This is a genomic window from Pseudomonas persica, from assembly GCF_900291015.1.
In the GTDB taxonomy this organism is placed as follows: Bacteria; Pseudomonadota; Gammaproteobacteria; order Pseudomonadales; family Pseudomonadaceae; genus Aquipseudomonas.
In genome coordinates, this window is the sequence record NZ_OLKL01000045.1 from 67,055 (window position 1) to 86,617 (window position 19,563).

General features: G+C 63.2%; 18 protein-coding genes and 1 pseudogene. 8 read left to right on the forward strand and 11 right to left on the reverse strand.

What is annotated here, in order from left to right; translation table 11 throughout:
* Window positions 1-121 precede the first annotated feature (121 nt).
* On the reverse strand, window positions 122-1,015 hold the full coding sequence (ptrR, locus tag FQ664_RS20950) for a putrescine utilization regulator PtrR (protein ID WP_144174589.1): 894 nt from the start codon (window positions 1,013-1,015) through the stop codon (window positions 122-124).
* Window positions 1,016-1,121: 106 nt separating this feature from the next.
* Here ptrR and FQ664_RS20955 point away from each other — a divergent pair, with 106 nt between their 5' ends.
* The gene (locus FQ664_RS20955) at window positions 1,122-2,294 is read left to right on the forward strand and encodes an MFS transporter (RefSeq protein WP_144174591.1); all 1,173 of its coding nucleotides are present in this window, start codon (window positions 1,122-1,124) and stop codon (window positions 2,292-2,294) included.
* A gap of 127 nt (window positions 2,295-2,421) precedes the next feature.
* Here FQ664_RS20955 and FQ664_RS20965 read toward each other — a convergent pair whose 3' ends face one another.
* The 3 genes and pseudogenes from FQ664_RS20965 to FQ664_RS20975 form a co-directional block, all read right to left on the reverse strand.
* The gene (locus FQ664_RS20965; protein ID WP_144174592.1) at window positions 2,422-3,348 is read right to left on the reverse strand and encodes a DMT family transporter; all 927 of its coding nucleotides are present in this window, start codon (window positions 3,346-3,348) and stop codon (window positions 2,422-2,424) included.
* Between the two features lie 106 nt (window positions 3,349-3,454).
* Window positions 3,455-3,850 carry a transcriptional regulator gene (locus FQ664_RS20970; RefSeq protein ID WP_144174593.1) on the reverse strand — a complete coding sequence of 132 codons (396 nt, stop codon included), beginning with the start codon at window positions 3,848-3,850 and terminating at the stop codon, window positions 3,455-3,457.
* Between the two features lie 76 nt (window positions 3,851-3,926).
* A pseudogene (locus FQ664_RS20975) lies at window positions 3,927-4,019 on the reverse strand (BrnA antitoxin family protein); the annotation flags it as partial.
* A gap of 250 nt (window positions 4,020-4,269) precedes the next feature.
* Between FQ664_RS20975 and FQ664_RS20980 the strand changes: the two are divergent.
* Entirely contained in the window at window positions 4,270-4,542 is a 273-nt protein-coding gene (locus tag FQ664_RS20980) for a hypothetical protein (RefSeq protein WP_025340165.1), read from the forward strand.
* 125 nt (window positions 4,543-4,667) lie between these two features.
* On the opposite strand, the gene FQ664_RS20985 is transcribed toward FQ664_RS20980, so the two are convergent.
* On the reverse strand, window positions 4,668-6,029 hold the full coding sequence (locus FQ664_RS20985) for a DEAD/DEAH box helicase (RefSeq protein WP_144174594.1): 1,362 nt from the start codon (window positions 6,027-6,029) through the stop codon (window positions 4,668-4,670).
* Window positions 6,030-6,132: 103 nt separating this feature from the next.
* On the opposite strand from FQ664_RS20985, the gene FQ664_RS20990 reads away from it, so the two are divergent.
* Window positions 6,133-7,434: a mechanosensitive ion channel family protein gene (locus tag FQ664_RS20990; RefSeq protein ID WP_144174595.1), complete on the forward strand. Its 1,302-nt coding sequence runs from the start codon at window positions 6,133-6,135 to the stop codon at window positions 7,432-7,434.
* 194 nt (window positions 7,435-7,628) lie between these two features.
* Here FQ664_RS20990 and FQ664_RS21000 read toward each other — a convergent pair whose 3' ends face one another.
* From FQ664_RS21000 to FQ664_RS21015, 4 genes are all read right to left on the reverse strand, one after another.
* On the reverse strand, window positions 7,629-9,005 hold the full coding sequence (locus FQ664_RS21000; protein ID WP_144174597.1) for a purine-cytosine permease family protein: 1,377 nt from the start codon (window positions 9,003-9,005) through the stop codon (window positions 7,629-7,631).
* Between the two features lie 72 nt (window positions 9,006-9,077).
* On the reverse strand, window positions 9,078-9,959 hold the full coding sequence (locus tag FQ664_RS21005; protein WP_144174599.1) for a carboxylate/amino acid/amine transporter: 882 nt from the start codon (window positions 9,957-9,959) through the stop codon (window positions 9,078-9,080).
* Window positions 9,960-10,242: 283 nt separating this feature from the next.
* Window positions 10,243-10,842, reverse strand: coding sequence for an FMN-dependent NADH-azoreductase (locus FQ664_RS21010; RefSeq protein WP_144174600.1), 600 nt, complete (start codon window positions 10,840-10,842; stop codon window positions 10,243-10,245).
* Between the two features lie 109 nt (window positions 10,843-10,951).
* The gene (locus FQ664_RS21015; protein ID WP_056804885.1) at window positions 10,952-11,266 is read right to left on the reverse strand and encodes a hypothetical protein; all 315 of its coding nucleotides are present in this window, start codon (window positions 11,264-11,266) and stop codon (window positions 10,952-10,954) included.
* A 48-nt stretch (window positions 11,267-11,314) separates the two neighbouring features.
* Here FQ664_RS21015 and FQ664_RS21020 point away from each other — a divergent pair, with 48 nt between their 5' ends.
* The 4 genes from FQ664_RS21020 (at window position 11,315) to FQ664_RS21035 (ending at window position 15,510) form a co-directional block, all read left to right on the forward strand.
* Entirely contained in the window at window positions 11,315-12,238 is a 924-nt protein-coding gene (locus FQ664_RS21020; protein ID WP_016711896.1) for a LysR family transcriptional regulator, read from the forward strand.
* 13 nt (window positions 12,239-12,251) lie between these two features.
* Window positions 12,252-13,064, forward strand: coding sequence for an alpha/beta fold hydrolase (locus tag FQ664_RS21025; protein WP_144174601.1), 813 nt, complete (start codon window positions 12,252-12,254; stop codon window positions 13,062-13,064).
* Entirely contained in the window at window positions 13,058-13,615 is a 558-nt protein-coding gene (locus FQ664_RS21030) for a peptidylprolyl isomerase (protein WP_144174602.1), read from the forward strand. Before FQ664_RS21025 ends, FQ664_RS21030 begins: the two co-directional genes overlap by 7 nt.
* A 62-nt stretch (window positions 13,616-13,677) precedes the next feature.
* A complete protein-coding gene (locus FQ664_RS21035; RefSeq protein WP_144174604.1) occupies window positions 13,678-15,510 on the forward strand; it encodes an ABC transporter ATP-binding protein in 1,833 nt (610 codons plus the stop codon).
* 63 nt (window positions 15,511-15,573) lie between these two features.
* On the opposite strand, the gene FQ664_RS21040 is transcribed toward FQ664_RS21035, so the two are convergent.
* A complete protein-coding gene (locus FQ664_RS21040) occupies window positions 15,574-16,701 on the reverse strand; it encodes a GNAT family N-acetyltransferase (protein WP_144174606.1) in 1,128 nt (375 codons plus the stop codon).
* Window positions 16,702-16,963: 262 nt separating this feature from the next.
* On the opposite strand from FQ664_RS21040, the gene FQ664_RS21045 reads away from it, so the two are divergent.
* The gene (locus tag FQ664_RS21045; RefSeq protein ID WP_144174608.1) at window positions 16,964-18,208 is read left to right on the forward strand and encodes a putative porin; all 1,245 of its coding nucleotides are present in this window, start codon (window positions 16,964-16,966) and stop codon (window positions 18,206-18,208) included.
* Between the two features lie 199 nt (window positions 18,209-18,407).
* Here the strand turns inward: FQ664_RS21045 and FQ664_RS21050 are convergent, their stop codons facing one another.
* Window positions 18,408-19,529 (reverse strand): beta-ketoacyl-ACP synthase III, encoded by a 1,122-nt coding sequence (locus FQ664_RS21050; protein WP_144174610.1) that lies wholly within the window; start codon window positions 19,527-19,529, stop codon window positions 18,408-18,410.
* Between the last annotated feature and the right edge of the window lie 34 nt (window positions 19,530-19,563).

The window sequence follows — 19,563 nt, forward strand, 5'->3', positions numbered from 1 at the left end:
GCCCCCTTGACGGGTCAGCCTCACGGCAATTCAATCCTGCAATGTTTCATACAGATCATAGCCCTATGTCCTGTATTACGCATGCCTCTACACCTACAGATACGGGCCATTTTGATACGGATCAAGGCGTAGTGGCGCATTCCGACGACTGGTTAATCGTTTCGCTTTGTTGCAGGTCGATCCAGGCCTGCAAATTCGCCCCGCGCATGCCCTGGCGCCACATCAACCAGGTGACCGCCTGATCGAACGGCGCCTGCATCTGGTGCACCCGTACCCGGTCGCGCCCGGGCAGGCTGTCGAGCATCGACCTGGCCATCATCGCCACGCCCGCGCCGGCGATCACGCAGGCCAGCATGCTCTGGTACGACTCGATCTCCATCACCCGGCCCATGGGGATATGGGCATGGGCATACCAGGCTTCCAGGCGCATGCGGTACGAGCAGCCCTGGCGGAAGGTGAACACCGCCTTGCCTGCCACATCCTTGGCAGTGCGCACCGCAGGGTGCTCAGGGCTGGTGATCAGCACCAGCTGCTCATCGCACAACGGCACCCCATCGAGCCCGGCCAGGCTCGGCGGCCCGTCCACCAGGGCCGCGTCCAGGCTGTGGCTGAGCAGGCCTTCCAGCAGTTCGCCACTGGGCGCCGCGCGCACCTGCAGGTTCACCGCCGGGTAGGCCTGGTGATAACGCGCCAGCAACCCTGGCAAATGGGTCGCCGCCGTGCTGTACATGGTCCCCAGCACGAAGTCCCCGGCCGGTTGGCCACCCCGCACGGCGGCCAGCGCCTCGTCGCGCAAAGCTGACATGCGGTTGGCGTAGTCCAGCAGCACCTTGCCCGCCGGCGACAGCTGCAGGCGCTGGCGCTCGCGCAGGAACAGCTCGACACCCAGTTGCTCCTCGAGCTGGCGCAAGCGCGTCGACAGGTTCGACGGCACCCGATGCAGGCGCTCTGCGGCACGGGTGACCGAACCCTCCTCGGCCACGGCCTGGAAGATACGCAGTTGGCTGAATTCCACAGCATTCTCCAAAACAGAACAACTTGATCATCATTATTCAATTTTATTGAAAAAGAAACCGCCCTAACCTGCCAGCCATCGCTTACATCCGTGCAGGAGACTTGCCATGTCGCCACTCATTCAACTGCTGGCCAGCGCCGTGGCGCTGATGATGGCCATGGGCATCGGCCGATTCGCCCTTACTCCGCAACTGCCGCAACTGATCGCCGAAGGCCAGTTCGACCTGACGGTCGCCGGGCTGGTGGCGGCGGCCAACTATCTGGGCTACTTCATCGGCGCGGTCGACGCCATGTTCGCCCGCTCGCCGGGCCAGGTGCGCCTGCGCCTGCATGGCGGGCTGTGGCTGTGCGTGCTGCTGACCCTGGCCTCATGGGCCGCCGCCGGGTTCTGCAGCCACCTGCTGCTGCGCTTCGGCACCGGCGTGGCCAGCGCCTGGGTGCTGGTGATGATCACCAGCCTCAGCCAGCAGGTGGCCAACACCCATGACCGCCAGCGCCTGGGTGCCCTGGTGTTCGCAGGGCCCGGCCTGGGCATTGCGCTGACCGGGTTGCTGGCACTGGTGGCGCATTTGTGGGGACTGGGCTCGGCAGCACTGTGGCTGATCTATGCCGTGGCCGCGCTGGTGATGCTGCTGGCGGTCCGGCCTTGGCTGCCCCGGGCGCTGCAAGCGGCGCCGCTGCCGTCGGCTGCAGGCCAGGGCCCGACGCGCAGTGTCGGCATCGGCCGCCTGGGGCTGGTGTATGCGCTGTATGGCGTGGGTTACATTCTGCCGGCCACCTTCCTGTCGCAGATGGCCAACCAGCAGTTCCGCGGGCAGTGGCTGGCCGACCTGTTCTGGCCGGCGTTCGGCCTGGCGGCGGCGCTCGGTGTGCTGCTGGTGAGCTTGCGGCGTGGTGGCCGCACCTCGACCTGGCTGACTGCCACCCTGTGGTTGCAGGGGCTGGGTGTGCTGGCCTGCCTGATGGGCGGCGGGGTCGGGCTGGCGTTGGGCGTGGTGCTATGTGGCGGGCCGTTCCTGGCTTGCATGCAACTGGTGATGCAGCGTTCACGGGAGCTGGCGCCGCATGCCACGCAGCGCAATGCCGGGCTGCTGACAGCGTGCTTTGCCCTGGGGCAGTTGAGCGGGCCGTTGCTGGCGGCGCTCAGCAGCCATTACAGCGGCGGGCTGCAGCCGGCGCTGATGGTGGCGGCGGGTGGCTTGGTGGTGGCTGGGGGGCTGGTGCTGTTTGCCGGCTCTGCACAGCAGGGCAGCGCTTGTCAGGCCAAGGCTGCATCCTGAATTGTGTTTGCCTGTTCTGGCCTCTTCGCGGGTAAACCCGCTCCCACAGGGACCGCACAAACCTCAAGCCCTGCGCAGTACCTGTAGGAGCGGGTTCACCCGCGAAGAGGCCGGCACAGGCAACCCATTACCCCACAAACTTACGCAATTGCTGCTTCACCCAAGGCTCGGCACTCACCAGAATCACCCCCAGCAACACCATCAACGCGCCAACCACAAAGTTCAGGCTCAGCGGCTCATCCAGCAGCAACACGCCAAAGGTCACCCCGAACAGCGGGGTGATGAAGGAAAACACCGCCAGGTTCGACGCCAGGTATTTGCGCAGCAACCAGAACCAGGTCAGGTAGCTGATGAACGACACCACAACCCCCTGGAACAGCACGCTGCCCATCGCCAGCGGCGTCAGCGATACGGCGCCGATCTGCCCGCTGAGCAGGGCAATCAGCAGCAACCCGGCAAAGCCCACCGCCAACTGATAGAACAGGGTCAAGGTCGCCGGCGCTTCCGACAGCCGCGAGCAACGCACCACCACCGTGGTCGCGCCCCAGGCCAGCCCGGCGATCACACCAAAGGCATCGCCCAGCAGGGTGCGGCCATCCATGTGCTCGAACGACATACCGCCGGCAAATGCCATGGCAATGCCGCCGAAGGCCAGCAGAATGCCCAGCCATTGCAGCAGCCGCAGGCGTTCGCTGGGCAAGCTGAAATGCAGGCCCAACGCGGTGAACACCGGCGCGGTATAGAGAAACACCGACATGTGCGCCGCCGAGGTCAGCTTCAGCCCCTCGGCAATGAACAGGAACTCCAGGCCGAACAGCCCGCCCGCCACCACCCCGGCACGCCAGGTGCTGCCGACCTGCTCCCAGCCGCCACGCCAGCACAGCATCAGGCCCACCAGCACGGCGGCGATGCCGTTGCGCAAGGCCGCCTGCATCACCGGCGCGATATCGACGGCAGCGGTCTTGATCAACACCTGCTGGCAGCCCCAGATCAGGCAAAGCCCCAGCATCACCTGGAAGGCAAAGGCATCAGGGTTCTTGCGGACCGCGCTCATGGGCGGGCCTCTGCGGTGGTCATTGGCATGGGCAAGGGCTCGGCAGCGTTCAGAAGCTACCGATTATCGGGTTTCAAGGGCTGCCCTTGCCAGCCTCAAAACGACCTCAGGCGATCTGTGCCTTCGCCGACAACTGCTCGAAGGTGCTTTCGTCCAGCGCATCCTCCTGCTCGTCCAGCACCTGGCGTGGGTGCTCGAAGCCGGGGATGCTGCTGTCGATCAGGCTCATCAGCCGCGAACCGCGCTCGGTCAGCACGAAGTTCTCGCCATTGCCGCCGTCCTCTTCAGGCCGGCTTTCGATGAAACCCCGCTCGAACAACAGCCTTTCGTACTCGCAGGCACGGGTTTTCAGGTGGTCCAGGTCGCCCACCGGCTCACCCTTGGCGGCCAGTGCCGCAGCGTGCTGCTCGGCATAAGGGCGTGGCGTGAAGCTGTGACCGGCGCCGTTCTGCACCTCGTGCAACAAACGCTCGATCAGGTCCCAGTCGTAGGCGATGCTCATGGCTACGGGCTCCTGCTGTGGACGGAAGGGTACACAGGTTGGGACCTGTCGAGGTTGCCCGGCGTTCCGAAATATCTCAGCGCTGGCGTTGTTGCGCTTGCATGTACTGGCGCAGCAACTGGTTGATCCGGGTCTGGTAGCCGCTACCCTGCTGTTTGAACCAGGCGACTCCAGTCAGTTTTCGATGCTTTGGTCATAATGTTTGGCCTCCCATCTGGTGGGACGCTCCGGAAAAGGATTACAGCCGGAAGCGGAAGCGGCATAACCAACCGGCTAGCAAGGCTCGGTCAGTTGCCCAGCTTGGGGAACAGGCTGACCATGAGGTTGGTCCGCAGGGGTATAGCCACCGGTCGAAGGCGCTGAACTAACGAGCAAGCACATGCCTCCACCGGGCATCACCACCGCCGGAGGTAGGAAGGATGAAACTGCTGCTGCCCATTGCCTGCGCCACTGCCCTGTTCTGCGCCCTGCCCGCCTGGGCCTGCACACCGGAAGAAGCGACGCAGAAACGCGAAGAGCTGGCCGGGTTGGTCACCCAGTTGACCGAGCAGAACCCGCAGAAGGCCAAGGAGATCAATGACGAGCTTCAAGGGATGGAGCTGGGGACGGCGAGCAAGGATTTGCCCGACAAGTGCCAACTGATCGACAAGCGGATCAAGGAGTTGAAAGAGGCGGAGAAAAAGGCTGAATAGTTGTTGGCTGTACTGGCCCATTCGCGGGTAAACCCGCTCCCACAGGCTCATCACAGCTCTCGAAACCTGTGAAGTACCTGTGGGAGCGGGTTTACCCGCGAAGAAGCCGACCCCGTTACCGGGGCTTACTCGGCAGCAGGCTTGCGCTTCTTCAGCGGCGCCAGGCCGTCAGCGCTGGCCAGCGGTGCGTTGGCCTTTGGCTTGGCGGTTGGCTTGCGCTTGGCGGCCGCCTTCTTGTCCCCGGTCTTCTTCTCGACCTTTTTCTTCTTGCTGCCAGCCGCCTTGCCCGAGGCCTTGACCTTCTTCGGCCCGTTGTAGGTGCCCTTGACTTCCTTGATCACCCGGCGCTCGAACTGCTGCTTGAGGTAGCGCTCGACGCTCGACATCAGGTTCCAGTCGTTGTGGGTGATCAGCGAGATCGCCAGGCCTTCGCCACCGGCACGGCCGGTACGGCCCACACGGTGCACGTACTCGTCACCGCTACGCGGCATGTCGAAGTTGATCACCAGGTCCAGGCCGTCGATGTCCAGGCCACGGGCCGCCACATCGGTGGCCACCAGCACCTTGGAGCTACCCTGCTTGAAGCGCTCCAGGGCCAGCTTGCGGTCCTTCTGGTCCTTCTCTCCGTGCAGCACGAAGGCCTTCACGTCCTTGGCCACCAGGTGGCCGTAGATGCGGTCGGCCAGGGCGCGGGTGTTGGTGAAGATGATCGCCTTGTCGAAGGTTTCGTTGGCCAGCAGCCACTGCACGATCTGCTCTTTGTGCTGGTCGTGGTCGGCGGTGATGATCTGCTGACGGGTGCCTTCGGCCAGTTGCGAGACGCTGTTGAGCATCAGGTGCTCAGGGTCTTTCAGTACCTTGCCGATGATGTCGCGCAGGGCCGCACCACCGGTGGTGGCGGAGAACAGCAGGGTCTGCTGGCGGTTCTCGCACTCCTTGCACAGGCGCTCCATGTCTTCGGCGAAGCCCATGTCGAGCATGCGGTCGGCTTCGTCGAGGATCAGCACCTGCACGTGGGACAGGTCGAGGTTGCCGGCGTTGAGCTGCTCGAGCAGGCGTCCCGGGGTGCCGATCAGCACATCCGGCACCTTGCGCAGCATGGCGGCCTGTTCCTTGAAATCTTCACCGCCGGTGACCAGGCCCGACTTGATGTAGGTGAACTGCGAGAACAGCTGTACCTGCTTGAGGGTCTGCTGGGCCAGTTCACGCGTCGGCAGCAGGATCAGCGCGCGGATCTCCACGCGGCGCTCGCGCAGGTCGACCAGGCGGTTGAGCAGCGGCAGCACGAAGGCTGCGGTCTTGCCGCTGCCGGTCTGCGCAGTCACGCGCAGGTCACGCCCTTGCAGGGCCAGGGGGATGGCCGCGGCCTGCACCGGGGTTGGCTCGACAAAGTTAAGCTCGGCCACGGCTTTAAGCAGGCGTTCATGCAGGGCGAATTGGGAGAACACGGAGGTAACCTCAGGCAAGTGCGGGAAATTCAGTTGCATAGGGTAACGTTTTCTGCCGCCTTAGCCGAATTTCTTTTGGCAACTTTGTCGCCATCCGCGCTCTAATGGCGCTTCGTTTGGCAACAAGACTGTACGCAAGCCCATGGATATCCAACGAATCTGGCGTGACTCCCTCGACCTGTGGGGCACCCTTGACCAACATCCGATGCTGCACGCGGCCATCGGCCTGGCGGTGCTGCTGCTGATTTCCCTGGTCATCGGCCGCCTGGCACGCTTCCTGGTGCTGCATGGCGCCCGCCTGCTGGCCCGCCAGCCAGCACTGAAATGGCTGGACGACCTGCGCAACAACAAGGTTTTCCACCGCCTGGCGCAAACCACACCATCACTGGTCCTGCAGTTCGGCCTGAAACTGGTGCCCGAGCTGTCCGACACCGCCCAGCACTTCCTCGGCAATGTCGCCCTGGCTTTCACCCTGCTGTTCATGACCATGGCGCTGTCGTGCCTGCTGGATGCCCTGCTGGACATCTATGCCCGCACCGAACACGCCCGCACCCGCTCGATCAAGGGTTACGTGCAACTGGCCAAGATGATGCTGTGGATCTTTGCCGCCATCGTCATCGTCGCCACCCTGATCGACCGCTCGCCACTGTTGCTGCTATCCGGCCTGGGTGCGATGTCGGCGGTGCTGCTGTTGGTGTACAAGGACACCCTGCTGTCGTTCGTCGCCAGCGTGCAGTTGACCAGCAACGACATGCTGCACGTCGGCGACTGGATCGAAATGCCCCAGGTCGGCGCCGATGGCGATGTGGTGGACATCACCCTGCATACGGTGAAGGTGCAGAACTTCGACAAGACCATCGTCTCCATCCCCACCTGGCGCCTGATGAGCGAGTCGTTCCGCAACTACCGCGGCATGCAGCAGTCCGGTGGCCGGCGCATCAAGCGCAGTCTGTTCATCGATGCGGCCGGCGTGCGCTTCCTGACCCGCGAGGAAGAACAGCGACTCACTCAGGTCAGTCTTCTGCGCGACTACCTGGCGGGCAAGCGCCAGGAACTGCAAAGCTGGAACGAAGCCCTGGGGCCGGTGGCCGAGCTGTCGGCCAACCGCCGCAAGCTGACCAATATCGGCACTTTCCGGGCGTTCGCCCTGGCCTACCTGAAAAACCACCCCAACGTGCACCCGGACATGACCTGCATGGTGCGGCAGATGCAGACCACCGCCGAGGGCGTGCCGCTGGAAATCTACTGCTTTACCACCACCACGGCGTGGGCGGATTACGAGCGGATCCAGGGGGATATCTTCGACTACCTGCTGGCCGTGCTGCCGGAGTTCGGGCTGAGTCTGTATCAACAGCCGAGTGGCAATGACATGCGGGTGGGGTTGAGCGGGCGTGTATCGCAAGAGCCTGTGCCGCGTCGGCAGGAAGAAATGAGCGAGGCTTGATATTGCCGGGGCTGCTTCGCAGTCCATCGCCGGCAAGCCAGCTCCCACAGGCTCCGCGCAAAATTCGAGACGTGTGCAGTACCTGTGGGAGCTGGCTTGCCGGCGATGGGCCGCAAAGCGCCCCAAATTACTTGACTGACAGGCATTACGCCTGAGGGTGGTGTTTAAGCAGCCCTTTCCGTCCCAAGGCCGCGTCAGGAGAGCGCATTCCTGGTTGTCGAAAGCCGCTTGCTTTCGCGCCCATGGACCATGCAATACAGCGCGCCAGCCAGGATCAACCCCATCGCCCAACTGATGTCCGCCCCCAGCCACTCGGCCACGAAGCCCGTGTAGAACGACAGCTTCATGAACGGGATGGTACCGATGATCGACACGGCGTACACCGCCAGGCTGCGACGATTGAAGCATCCGTAACGCCCCTTGGCGTCATACAGCGCCCCCACATCATAGTGGCCGCGGCACACCCAGTAGTAATCCACCAGGTTGATCGCGCTCCATGGGATCAACAGGTACAGCTGGCCGATCAGGATGTCGGCAAAGAACGTATCGAAATTGTACTGGGTGGCGATGGCGATCAGCGTTGCCGCTGCGGTCAGGCCGGCCATTACCAAGGCCTTGGCCGTCGCGGTCACGCGCCGGATGGTCTTGAAGGCACCAAAGATCGTGACCGACGACATGTAGGCGCTGTACAGGCACAGGACGTTGTACTGGATCACCCCCAAGGCAATCACTGCCAGCGCCAACGGCGCCCACGGGCCAAACAACGCGGCAATGGCTGTCGCCGGGTCATGCCCCAGTGCCGAGGGCAGTTCCACTGCCACCAGCGCGCCCAATGCCATCATGGCGAAGGAGCCCAGCGCACAACCGCAATAGGTGGCCCAGAAGGTGGCGCGCGGGTTGACGTTGGCCGGGAGGTAGCGCGAGTAATCGGCCACATAGGGGCCATACCCCAGCGTCCACGAGGCCGACTGGGCAACGATCAGGTTGAACGCGGTGAACGAAAAGCCGGTACTCACCGCCGTTGTGGTTGCCATGTCGCCGGGGTGCAGCAGGATCAGCACCAGGGCGCCGGCAAAAACCAGCGTGGACAACAGGCTCATCCATGCCCCGAGGCGGTGGATGAGTTCGTAGCCGACAAAGCCGATGACAAAGGTCAGCAAGCCGACCACCACGATGGCCTGGTCATCGCTCATGGGCACCAGTGCCTGCAGGGCATTGCGCATCAGCACGCCGCTGGCGGCGAGGAACAGGACTGCGGCCGTGACCATCACCAGCAGCGGCAGCGCCGCGCCATGGACACCGAACTGGGCCCGGCTCTGGATCATCTGTGGCACGCCCAGGTGCGGCCCCTGGGCAGAGTGCGCGGCCATGAACACGGTGCCGATCAGGTTGCCGACCAATAGGCCCAGCAAGGTCCAGCCCAGACTCAGCCCCGAGGCAACGCCCAGGGTGCCGACCATCAGGGCGGTTATCTGGAAGTTGGAGCTGAACCAGATGGTGAACAATCGTTTGGGCGTGCCATAACGCTCAGCGTGTGGGACAAATTCGATACTTCGCGTTTCTAACTTCACGCCGGTCTCCCGATTTTATTTTCATGATTATCGGGTAGGTACCGGCGGGTTTTGGGTTCAGTAACGAACGCGTCATAGCTGACTGCGCCATGGCTTGCTTGATAACGTCAGGGTACCCAGGCGGCTCAGCCACACCGACGCCAGGATCACCGCACCGCCGATGAACAGCCTGCCCAGTGGCTCGTGCTGGTTCCAGATCAGCAAATTGAGCAGCAACCCTACCGGCACATGCAGGTTGTTCATCACCGCCAGCGTCCCGCCCGAAACCAGGCAGGCGCCCTTGTTCCACCAGTACAGGCCCAGTGCCGTCGGGCATAGCCCCAGGAACAGCAACACCAGCCACTGCACGTTGGTGGTCGGCAGGTGCTGGACATTGCCGAACAGCAGGAACGCCGGCAACACCACGATCAACGCGCCCAGGTAGAAGTAGCCAAAGCGCTTGTAGTGCGGCAGGTCGCTGGGGTGGCGAGCGACCAGGTGGCGGTACAGCACCTGGCCAGCGGCGTAGGTGAAGTTGGCCAGTTGCAGCAGCAGGAAGCCGATGAAGAACTCGCCGCTGATGGTGTCGAAGCGGATCACCGCTGCACCGGCCACTGCCACCAGCGCTGCCACCAGTGCCCACGGGTTGAAGCGCCGGTTCATGGCGTCTTCGATCAGCGTCACGTGCAACGGCGTGAGAATGGTGAACAGCAGCACCTCCGGCACGGTGAGGACGCGGAAGCTCAGGTACAGGCAGACGTAGGTGATACCGTACTGCAACGCGCCGATCAGCAGCATCGAACGCATGAAGCGCGGCTCGACCTGGCGCCAGCGGGTCAGCGGCAGGAACACCAGCCCAGCCAGCACTACGCGCGCGAGCACGGCAAAGTAGCTGTCGACGTGCCCGGCCAGGTACTCGCCGATCAGGCTGAAGGAAAACGCCTGGATCAGCGCGACGATTATCAGGTAGCCCATGGTTGCCTCTCGTGGATCAAGGCCGCGACCTTAGCGGGTTGCGGTGAATGAGTTCAACCATGGGGAATGTAAGGGCTGTGCCGGCCTCTTCGCGGGTAAACCCGCTCCCACAGGGACACCACAGGCCTCAGGTGCCGTGATATTCCTGTGGGAGCGGGTTTACCCGCGAAGAGGCCGGCACAGGCACCCACAGAATTTCAGGCACAAAAAAGCCCGGCCAATGGCCGGGCAGGTACACCCAAAGGAGCAAAACCAGGTGTCAGGGTTGGGAATTCGCTAAGCCTCAGGCCACCGCCGCCAGCTTGGCCTTGGCCTGGTTGATGCCTTTCTCGTGGAACTCGCCGCTCATGTTCAGGCCTTCGGCATGGATGAAGTCGACATCGTGAATGCCGATGAAGGCCATGACCTGGCGCAGGTAAGGTTCCTGGTGGTCGCTGGTGGCGCCGGCGTGGATGCCACCCCGGGCAGTCAGGACGATGGCGCGCTTGCCGGTCAGCAAGCCCTGCGGGCCGGTGGGGGTGTACTTGAAGGTGATGCCGGCACGCAGCACGTGGTCGAGCCAGGCCTTGAGGGTGCTGGGGATGGTGAAGTTGTACATCGGCGCAGCCATCACCAGCACGTCGGCAGCTAGCAATTCATCGGTCAGTTGGTTGGATCGGGCCAGCGCTTCCAGTTCGGCAGCGCTGCGCTGTTCTTCAGGCTTCATCCAGCCACCCAGCAGGTTGGCGTCCAGATGCGGCACCGGGGTCACGGCCAGGTCGCGTACGCTGATCTGATCGGCCGGGTGGGCGGCCTGCCATTGCTGGATGAAATCACGGGTCAGCTGACGGGAAACGGAATCCTGCTGGCGGGCGCTGCTTTCGATGATCAGTACACGGGACATGGGGTGCCTCCATCGGCAAAAAGGGTTGCGATTCGATGGAGGTGAGATTAAGGCTTGACCTATCGATAAAAAAGCGTAAAAAGTGGGTTCAATCTATCGATTTATCAGTTTATTCTGCACTGCAGTTCAAGGCGATCCGTAGTTTGATGATCTGCCGGTTGAACTTGGCGGTGACATCGACGCTTTTCCCGGCCGGTACGTTCACCCGGCGCACCCGTGGTGCCTCCGGGCCGTTGCGGAAGGTCACCTTGCACGCCGCCGCTACCTGCCCATAGTTGTTCAGGGTGATGGCGCCAATGTCGTAGGCCGTGTCATAGGCGGTGTAGTCGAGCTTGACCCCGGTCAGCTCCTTCTCCACATCGATGGGATAAGCCATGGCCCCGAGGGGCAGGCACATCAGTATTGCCGCACAACATTTCTTCATGGGCCGCTCTCCTTGAAAGAGCGCAGCTTAGGACAACAGGAGCGAAAGATGAAAGCGCCGCGCGTAACCCTTGACCAGTGGCGAACCCTGCAGGCAGTGGTCGATCACGGCGGGTTTGCCCAGGCCGCCGAGGCACTGCACCGCTCGCAGTCATCGGTCAGCTACACCGTGGCCCGCATGCAGGAGCAACTGGGCGTGCCGCTGCTGCGCATCGACGGCCGCAAGGCGGTGCTCACCGACGCGGGCAATGTCCTGCTGCGCCGTTCGCGTCACCTGGTCAAGCAGGCCAGCCAGCTCGAAGACCTCGCCCACCACATGGAACAGGGCTGGGAGGCCGAGGTGCGCCTGGTGGTCGATGCCGCCTACCCCAGTGCCCGCCTGGTGCGTGCCCTGGCCGCGTTCATGCCGCAGAGCCGCGGCTGCCGCGTGCGCCTGCGTGAAGAAGTGCTGTCTGGCGTCGAGGAAGTGATGCACGAAGGCATCGCCGACCTGGCCATCAGCAGCTACAGCATCGGCGGCTACCTGGGCGCCGAACTGAGCGCGGTGGAGTTCGTCGCCGTCGCCCACCCCGAACACAGCCTGCACCGCCTGGGCCGCGAACTGACCTTCCAGGACCTGGAAAGCCAGTTGCAGGTGGTAATCCGCGACTCCGGCCGCGCCCAACCGCGCGATGTCGGCTGGCTGGGTGCCGAGCAACGCTGGACCGTCGGCAGCCTGGGCACCGCCGCCACCTTCGTCAGCAGTGGCCTGGGCTTTGCCTGGCTGCCCCGGCACATGATCGAGCGCGAGCTGCGCGAAGGCGTGCTCAAGCCGTTGCCGCTGGATCAGGGTGGCAGCCGCCACCCACTGTTCTACCTTTATTCGAGCAAAGAGAAGACCTTGGGCCCGGCTACGCAGATTCTCATCGACCTGCTGCGCAATTTCGACACCGCGCCACTGGACGTGCCCTTCGCAGCCCCCCCACAAGCTTGAGAGGACCGCGCCCATGGCCTATTTCGAACACGAAGGATGCACACTGCATTACGAGGAATATGGCCAGGGCGAACCCTTGGTATTGCTGCATGGCCTGGGCTCCAGCTGCCAGGACTGGGAGCTGCAGGTGCCGGTGCTCAGCCGCCACTACCGGGTAATCCTCATGGACATCCGCGGCCACGGCCGCTCCGACAAGCCACGCGACGGTTACCAGATCGCCACCTTCAGTGCCGACCTGCTGGCCCTGCTCGAACACCTGCACACCGGTCCCGTGCACTTCGTCGGCCTGTCCATGGGCGGTATGGTCGGCTTCCAGTTCGCCGTCGATCACCCGCAGTGGCTGCGCAGCCTGTGCATCGTCAACAGCGCCCCCGAGGTCAAGCGCCGCACCCGCAATGACTGGGTCTGGTGGCTCAAGCGCTGGGGCCTGGCGCGTCTGCTCAGTGTCGAAACCGTCGGCAAGGGCCTGGCCGAGCGGCTGTTTCCCAAACCGCAGCAGGCCGAACTGCGGAACAAGATGGCCCAGCGCTGGGCACGCAACGACAAGCGCGCCTACCTCAAAAGCTTCGACGCCATCGTCGACTGGGGCGTGCAGGAACGCATCGGGCAGATTCACTGTCCTACCCTGGTGATCGCCGCCGACCACGATTACACCCCGATACAACTGAAACAACGCTACGTCGCCCTGATGCCCCATGCCAGGCTGGTGGTCATCGACGATTCCCGGCACGCTACACCCCTCGATCAACCCGAGGTCTTCAACCAGACCCTGCTGCAGTTCCTTGCAGCCGCTTCCACCTCTCAAGGATCTTTGAGCCCATGCTGAAAAAACTCCTGCTCACCGCCTGCTCGTTCGCCTTCGCCACCAGCGTCATGGCCTCCGACAAGACCCCGCACGTACTGCTGGACACCAGCTTCGGCCAGGTCGAAATCGAACTGAATGCCGAGAAGGCGCCGATCAGTACCAAGAACTTCCTCGAGTACGTCGACAGCGGCTTCTACAACAACACCATCTTCCACCGGGTAATTCCGGGCTTCATGGTCCAGGGCGGCGGTTTCACCGAGCAAATGGTCCAGAAGCAGACCCGTGACCCGATCCAGAACGAGGCCGGCAACGGCCTGCAGAACACCCGCGGCACACTGTCGATGGCACGTACTTCCGACCCGAACTCGGCCACCAGCCAGTTCTTCATCAACGTCGCCGACAACGACTTCCTCAACCCGGGCCGCGACCGTGGCTACGCGGTGTTCGGCAAGGTCACCAAGGGCATGGAGGTGGTCGACCAGATCGTCAACTCGCCAACTACCATCAAGAAAGGCATGCGTGATGTCCCGGCAGACCCGGTGTTCATCAAGTCCGCCAAACGCATCGACTGACCGCAGGCTTCACAGGGACGTGAAACCTTCCGGGGTCGGGTAGCACAGGAGTCTTGTCACCCATGCTGTACCGCCGTTTCGAGCAACTGATCGATATCTTCCGCGACGCGCCCAGCGAGTCGCCGCCCGGCCAGGTCTGGCCGTTCTACCTGTACTACCTGCGCCAGGTGTGGCCGAGCTTTGTCGCCCTGCTGGTGGTCGGCCTGTTCGCCTCGCTGATCGAGGTGGCGATGTTCAGCTACCTCAGCCGCATCATCGACCTGGCCCAGGGCACGCCCAATGCAAACTTCTTCAGTGAGCACAGTGGCGAGCTGATCTGGATGCTGGTAGTGATCCTGCTGCTGCGGCCGTTGTTCTTCGGCCTGCATGACCTGCTGGTGCACCAGACCATCAACCCCGGCATGACCAGCCTGATCCGCTGGCAGAACCATACCTATGTGCTCAAGCAGAGCCTGAACTTCTTCCAGAGCGACTTCGCCGGGCGCATCGCCCAGCGCATCATGCAGACCGGCAACTCGCTGCGCGATTCGGCCGTGCAAGCGGTAGACGCGCTGTGGCACGTGCTGATCTACGCCATCACCTCGCTGGTGCTGTTCGCCGAGGCCGACTGGCGCCTGATGCTGCCACTGCTGCTGTGGATCACCGGCTACATCGCCGCGCTGTTCTACTTCGTGCCACGGGTCAAGGAACGTTCGGTGATCTCCTCCGATGCCCGCTCCAAGCTGATGGGCCGTATCGTCGATGGCTACACCAACATCGCCACCCTGAAGCTGTTCGCCCACACCGACTACGAACAGCAATACGCCCGCGAAGCGATCAGCGAACAGACCGAGAAGACTCAACTGGCTGCGCGCGTGGTCACCAGCATGGACGTGGTCATCACCACCCTCAACGGCCTGCTGGTAGTTGCCACCACCGGCCTGGCGCTGTGGCTGTGGAGCCAGTCGCTGATCACTGTCGGCGCCATCGCCCTGGCCACCGGCCTGGTGATCCGCATCGTCAACATGTCGGGCTGGATCATGTGGGTGGTCAACGGCATCTTCGAGAACATCGGCATGGTCCAGGACGGCCTGCAGACCATCGCCCAGCCGGTCACCGTCACCGACCGGCCCAACGCCCCAGCGCTCAAGGTCAGCCGCGGCGCGGTGCGTTTCGATGACGTGGACTTCCACTACGGCAAGGCCGCCAACGTCATCGAAGGGCTCAACCTGGACATCCGCCCGGGCGAGAAAATCGGCCTGATCGGCCCGTCCGGGGCGGGCAAGTCGACCCTGGTCAACCTGCTGCTGCGGCTGTACGACGTGCAGGGCGGGCGCATTCTCATCGACGGCCAGGACATTGCCGAAGTGAGCCAGGCCAGCCTGCGTGCGCAGATCGGCATGATCACCCAGGACACCTCGCTGCTGCACCGCTCGATCCGTGACAACCTGCTGTATGGCCGCCCCGATGCCAGCGAGACGGCATTGCATGAAGCGGTGCGCCGGGCCCGCGCCGACGAATTCATCCCGCAACTGTCGGACGCCCAGGGTCGCACCGGTTTCGATGCCCATGTCGGCGAGCGTGGGGTCAAGCTGTCGGGCGGCCAGCGCCAGCGCATCGCCATTGCCCGGGTGCTGTTGAAGAATGCACCGATCCTGATCATGGACGAGGCCACCTCGGCGCTGGACTCGGAGGTGGAGGCAGCGATCCAGGAAAGCCTGGAGACGCTGATGCAGGGCAAGACGGTGATCGCCATTGCCCACCGGCTCTCCACCATTGCGCGGATGGACCGGCTGGTGGTGCTGGACAAGGGGCGGATTGTCGAGAGTGGTAGCCACAGTGAGTTGCTGGAGCAGCAAGGGCTGTATGCCCGGTTGTGGCATCACCAGACCGGGGGCTTTGTCGGGGTCGACTGATTCCTGTGCCGGCCTCTTCGCGGGTAAACCCGCGAAGAGGCCGGCACAGACAACATCAAGCCATCAGTCCCGCCGATAGGGCAGCATCCCCCGGGCCTCCTCGGCATACGCCCGCACCCCGTCCCGCTCCTGCACCAGAAAATCCTCCACCGCCCGCCGTAACCCCGGGTGCAGCAGGTAGTGCCACGACCGCGTCAGCACCGGCTCGAACCCGCGAATCAGCTTGTGCTCGCCCTGCGCCCCGGCATCGAAGCGCTGCAGCCCTTCGGCGATGGCAAAGTCCATGCCCTGGTAAAAACACGTCTCGAAATGCAGCCGGTCAAACTCGTCCAGGCAGCCCCAATAGCGGCCAAACAGGCTGTCGCCCCCAATCAGGCTCAAGGCCATGGCCACATCACGGCCACCCTGCCGGGCCATCACCACACGCAACGCCTCAGGCATGCGCTCGGCCAGCAAGCTGAAAAACGCGCGCGTCAGGTAAGGCGCACGGCGGCGCACCGCGTAGGTGTTGGCGTAGCAGCGGTAGACGAAATCCCACTGCGCCTCATCCAGCTCATCCCCACGGTACCAGCGGAACTCAATGCCATGCCCAGCCACCTGCTCACGTTCCTTGCGCATCTGCTTGCGCTTGCGCGAGCTCAGGCGGTCGAGAAAATCCTGGAAGTCGCGGTAGCCGTGGTTACGCCAATGGAACTGGCAACCCAGGCGCTCCATCCAGCCCGGCTGGCCGGCCAGTTGTTCGTCCAGCGCCGGCTCGGTGAAATTGATGTGCGCGCCAGACAGCCCGGCCTTGCCCAGGTACTCAGGCAACGCCTGCAACAGCAGCAAGCCATCGCCAGGGTCGGTGGCGAGCAGGCGCGGACCGCTGACCGGGCTGAACGGCACGGCACCGAGCAACTTGGGGTAGTAGGCGATGCCGGCCCGTTCACAGGCATCGGCCCAACCATGGTCGAACACGTACTCGCCAAACGAGTGCCATTTGCGGTACGCCGGCAGCAGTGCCCGCACCTGCCCGTCACGCTCCAGCACCAGATGCTCGGCGGCCCAGCCGGTGTTGCGTGCGACGCTGCCGCTGTCCTCCATGGCACTGAGAAACGCATGGCGCAGGAACGGTTGGCCGGCCGGCACCAGGGCATCCCAGGTGGCCGCCGGAAGATCACGCAAATGGGCAAGGCTATACAGGCTGGTCACGGTTTCGGCTCGCTGTCTGAAGGTACCCAGTATCCCCAAGGAAGGCCCGCCACTCAAATCACCAACGCCGGGCCAGATCCTTTTGTTCTCAATTACTTAACAGCAGTGCCACCAATTCGACATTAATCTGTCATTCGCCCCCGCAATACTTGCGCCTGTTTTCCGGAACCCGAGAACCTGTCTATTCAGGCCCTTTCCGAAGACATGCCAACACGGGGCGGGCGCTTGAGCCTCCCCCATCTTATTCAGTAGGGAGAACCTTATGCGTCTTGTTTCTACACTTACCGGAGTGAGCCTCACCGGCATGATGCTGGCTCTGAGTACTCCGGCCAGTGCAGCTGTCGACGCCAAGCTGCTCGAAATGCTCCGCGCCAATGGCTCGATCAACCAGGCGCAGTACAACGAACTGCAGGCGGACCTGGCTCAAGAAACCAAGGAAAAGGCCGCTCAGAAAGCTCAGTCCGAACGGATGAGCTCCTTTGAACAGAAAGTGGCATGGGCCGCCAAGACCCAGATCAAGGGTGATGTGCGCCTGCGTTACGAAGACGTCAACGTCGACGACCCGATCGCTCGCAGCGGCAACCAGGACCGTGAACGTGTACGTGCCCGGGTCGGCTTCTACAGCGAGATCAACCCGCAGGTCGACGCCGGCGTGCGTGTGGCCACCGGCAGCAGCGCCGATGCCCGCTCGACCAACCAAAGCCTGGACAACTACTTCGAGAAGAAATCGCTGTGGGTCGACCTGGCCTACCTCGACTGGCACCCGACTGCCGTCCCGAACCTGCACCTGATCGGCGGCAAGATGCTGCAGCCATGGGTGAGTATGGGCGACATCATCTGGGACAGCGACATCAACCCGGAAGGCCTGGCCGCTACCTACAAGACCAACCTCGGCCCGGCCGAAGTGTTCGGCAGCATCGGCCACTACAACCTGAAGGACAACGTCGACGGCGACGGCGTGCAGTTCAAGCACGACGCCCAGCTGTACGCGGCCCAGGTGGGCACCAAGTTCAATGCGGCTGACACCGTCAAGGTCACCGTCGGTGGCAGTATCTACGGCTACGACAACGACAAGGAATCTGCCGCCCTGCGTTCGCTGGGCAACACCACCAACGAGTTCCAGCTGGTGGAAGGTTTCGGCCAGGTCGACTTCACCGGCTTCGCCATCCCGCTGTCGGCCTACGGCCAGTTCGTCAAAAACACCGAAAGCACCGATGGCAAGGACAAGGCCTGGCTGGCTGGCCTGAAGAGCAAGATCGGTGTCTGGAGCCTGGACTACAACTACCGCGACGTGCAGCGTAACGGTGTCGTCAGCCTGTTCACCGACTCCGACTTCGGTAACGGCTTTACCGGTTCGCGTGGCCACAAGTTCAAGGTGGGCTACGAAATCGACAAGAACTTCGCCCTCGGCGCGGCCTATATGATGGCCAAGACCGACTTCTCCAACCTGCCTAACAGCGATGCTGACGTAGACACGCTGCAGGTAGACCTGGAAGCCAAGTTCTAAGCGACACCCTCCCCTGCTTCAGCTGAAGCGGGAAATGCCGATCCCATCCGGCGTTTCCCGCTTTTTTTTGCCTGTGAAAAATGCACCGGCCTCTTCGCGGGTAAACCCGCTCCCACAGGGACACCACAGCATTCGAATCTGTGATATCCCTGTGGGAGCGGGTTTACCCGCGAAGAGGCCGGTACTGGCTTGCGCTCAATCAGCGCTTGCGCAGGATCACGCTACCAATCGAATACCCCGCACCAAACGAGCTCAACACCCCCAGCGAGCCCTTGGCCAGGTCGTCCTGGTACAGGTGGAAGGCAATCACCGAGCCCGCCGAGCTGGTATTGGCATAACGGTCGAGAATCACCGGTGCATCTTCCTCGGCCACTTCACGCCCCAGCAGCTTCTTGACGATCAGCTGGTTCATGCTGAGGTTGGCCTGGTGCAGCCAGAAGCGTTTCACATCGCCTGGTTGCAGCCCGTTTTCCTGCAGGTGCTCACCGATCAGTTCGGCCACCTTCGGGCACACCTCGCGGAACACCTTGCGGCCCTCCTGGATGAACAGCTTGTCCGCCGCACCTTCGCCCTCTTCCGCCGCGCGGTTGAGGAAGCCGAAGTTGTTACGGATGTTGTTGGAGAACTCGGTCCACAGCTTGCTGCTGACGATGTCGAACTGGTGCGCCGAGGTGGCCTTGTCGGCACGCTCGAGCAACACCGCAGTGGCGGCATCGCCAAAGATGAAGTGGCTGTCACGGTCACGGAAGTTCAGGTGCCCGGTGCACACCTCCGGGTTGACCATCAGCACCGCACGCGCCTGGCCCAGGGCCACGCTGTTGGCGGCGGTCTGGATGCCGAAAGTGGCCGACGAGCAGGCCACGTTCATGTCGAAGGCAAAGCCCTGGATGCCCAGCGCCTGCTGCACTTCGATGGCGATGGCCGGGTACGGGCGCTGCAGGTTGGAGCAGGCGACGATCACCCCGTCGACATCGGCCGCGCTGCGGCCGGCGCGCTCCAGGGCCTGGCGGGCAGCGGCCACGGCCATTTCGCAGAGCAGCGACGGCTCGTCGTTGGAGCGCTCGGGCAGGCGGGGTTTCATGCGCTGCGGGTCGAGGATGCCGGCCTTGTCCATGACGAAGCGGCTCTTGATGCCCGAGGCCTTTTCGATGAACGCCGCATCGGACAGCGGCGCTGCCTCGACTTCACCGCGCTCGATGGCGGCGGCGTTGTCCTGGTTGAACTGCTGCGACCAGGCGTTGAAGGACGCCACCAGTTCTTCGTTGGAAATGCTCTGGGCCGGGGTATACAGGCCGGTGCCGCTGATCACGACGTTATGCACGGTCGTTCCTCTGGTCAAAGGCCATCGCCACGGG

What these genes read in the sequence shown, in the direction of transcription:
- FQ664_RS20955 (WP_144174591.1), top strand. Translation starts at nt 1,122, where the DNA reads ATGTCGCCACTCATTCAACTGCTGGCCAGCGCCGTGGCGCTGATGATG.
- FQ664_RS20965 (WP_144174592.1), bottom strand. Translation starts at nt 3,348, where the DNA reads ATGAGCGCGGTCCGCAAGAACCCTGATGCCTTTGCCTTCCAGGTGATG.
- FQ664_RS20970 (WP_144174593.1), bottom strand. Translation starts at nt 3,850, where the DNA reads ATGAGCATCGCCTACGACTGGGACCTGATCGAGCGTTTGTTGCACGAG.
- FQ664_RS20980 (WP_025340165.1), top strand. Translation starts at nt 4,270, where the DNA reads ATGAAACTGCTGCTGCCCATTGCCTGCGCCACTGCCCTGTTCTGCGCC.
- FQ664_RS20985 (WP_144174594.1), bottom strand. Translation starts at nt 6,029, where the DNA reads ATGCAACTGAATTTCCCGCACTTGCCTGAGGTTACCTCCGTGTTCTCC.
- FQ664_RS20990 (WP_144174595.1), top strand. Translation starts at nt 6,133, where the DNA reads ATGGATATCCAACGAATCTGGCGTGACTCCCTCGACCTGTGGGGCACC.
- FQ664_RS21005 (WP_144174599.1), bottom strand. Translation starts at nt 9,959, where the DNA reads ATGGGCTACCTGATAATCGTCGCGCTGATCCAGGCGTTTTCCTTCAGC.
- FQ664_RS21010 (WP_144174600.1), bottom strand. Translation starts at nt 10,842, where the DNA reads ATGTCCCGTGTACTGATCATCGAAAGCAGCGCCCGCCAGCAGGATTCC.
- FQ664_RS21015 (WP_056804885.1), bottom strand. Translation starts at nt 11,266, where the DNA reads ATGAAGAAATGTTGTGCGGCAATACTGATGTGCCTGCCCCTCGGGGCC.
- FQ664_RS21020 (WP_016711896.1), top strand. Translation starts at nt 11,315, where the DNA reads ATGAAAGCGCCGCGCGTAACCCTTGACCAGTGGCGAACCCTGCAGGCA.
- FQ664_RS21025 (WP_144174601.1), top strand. Translation starts at nt 12,252, where the DNA reads ATGGCCTATTTCGAACACGAAGGATGCACACTGCATTACGAGGAATAT.
- FQ664_RS21030 (WP_144174602.1), top strand. Translation starts at nt 13,058, where the DNA reads ATGCTGAAAAAACTCCTGCTCACCGCCTGCTCGTTCGCCTTCGCCACC.
- FQ664_RS21035 (WP_144174604.1), top strand. Translation starts at nt 13,678, where the DNA reads ATGCTGTACCGCCGTTTCGAGCAACTGATCGATATCTTCCGCGACGCG.
- FQ664_RS21045 (WP_144174608.1), top strand. Translation starts at nt 16,964, where the DNA reads ATGCGTCTTGTTTCTACACTTACCGGAGTGAGCCTCACCGGCATGATG.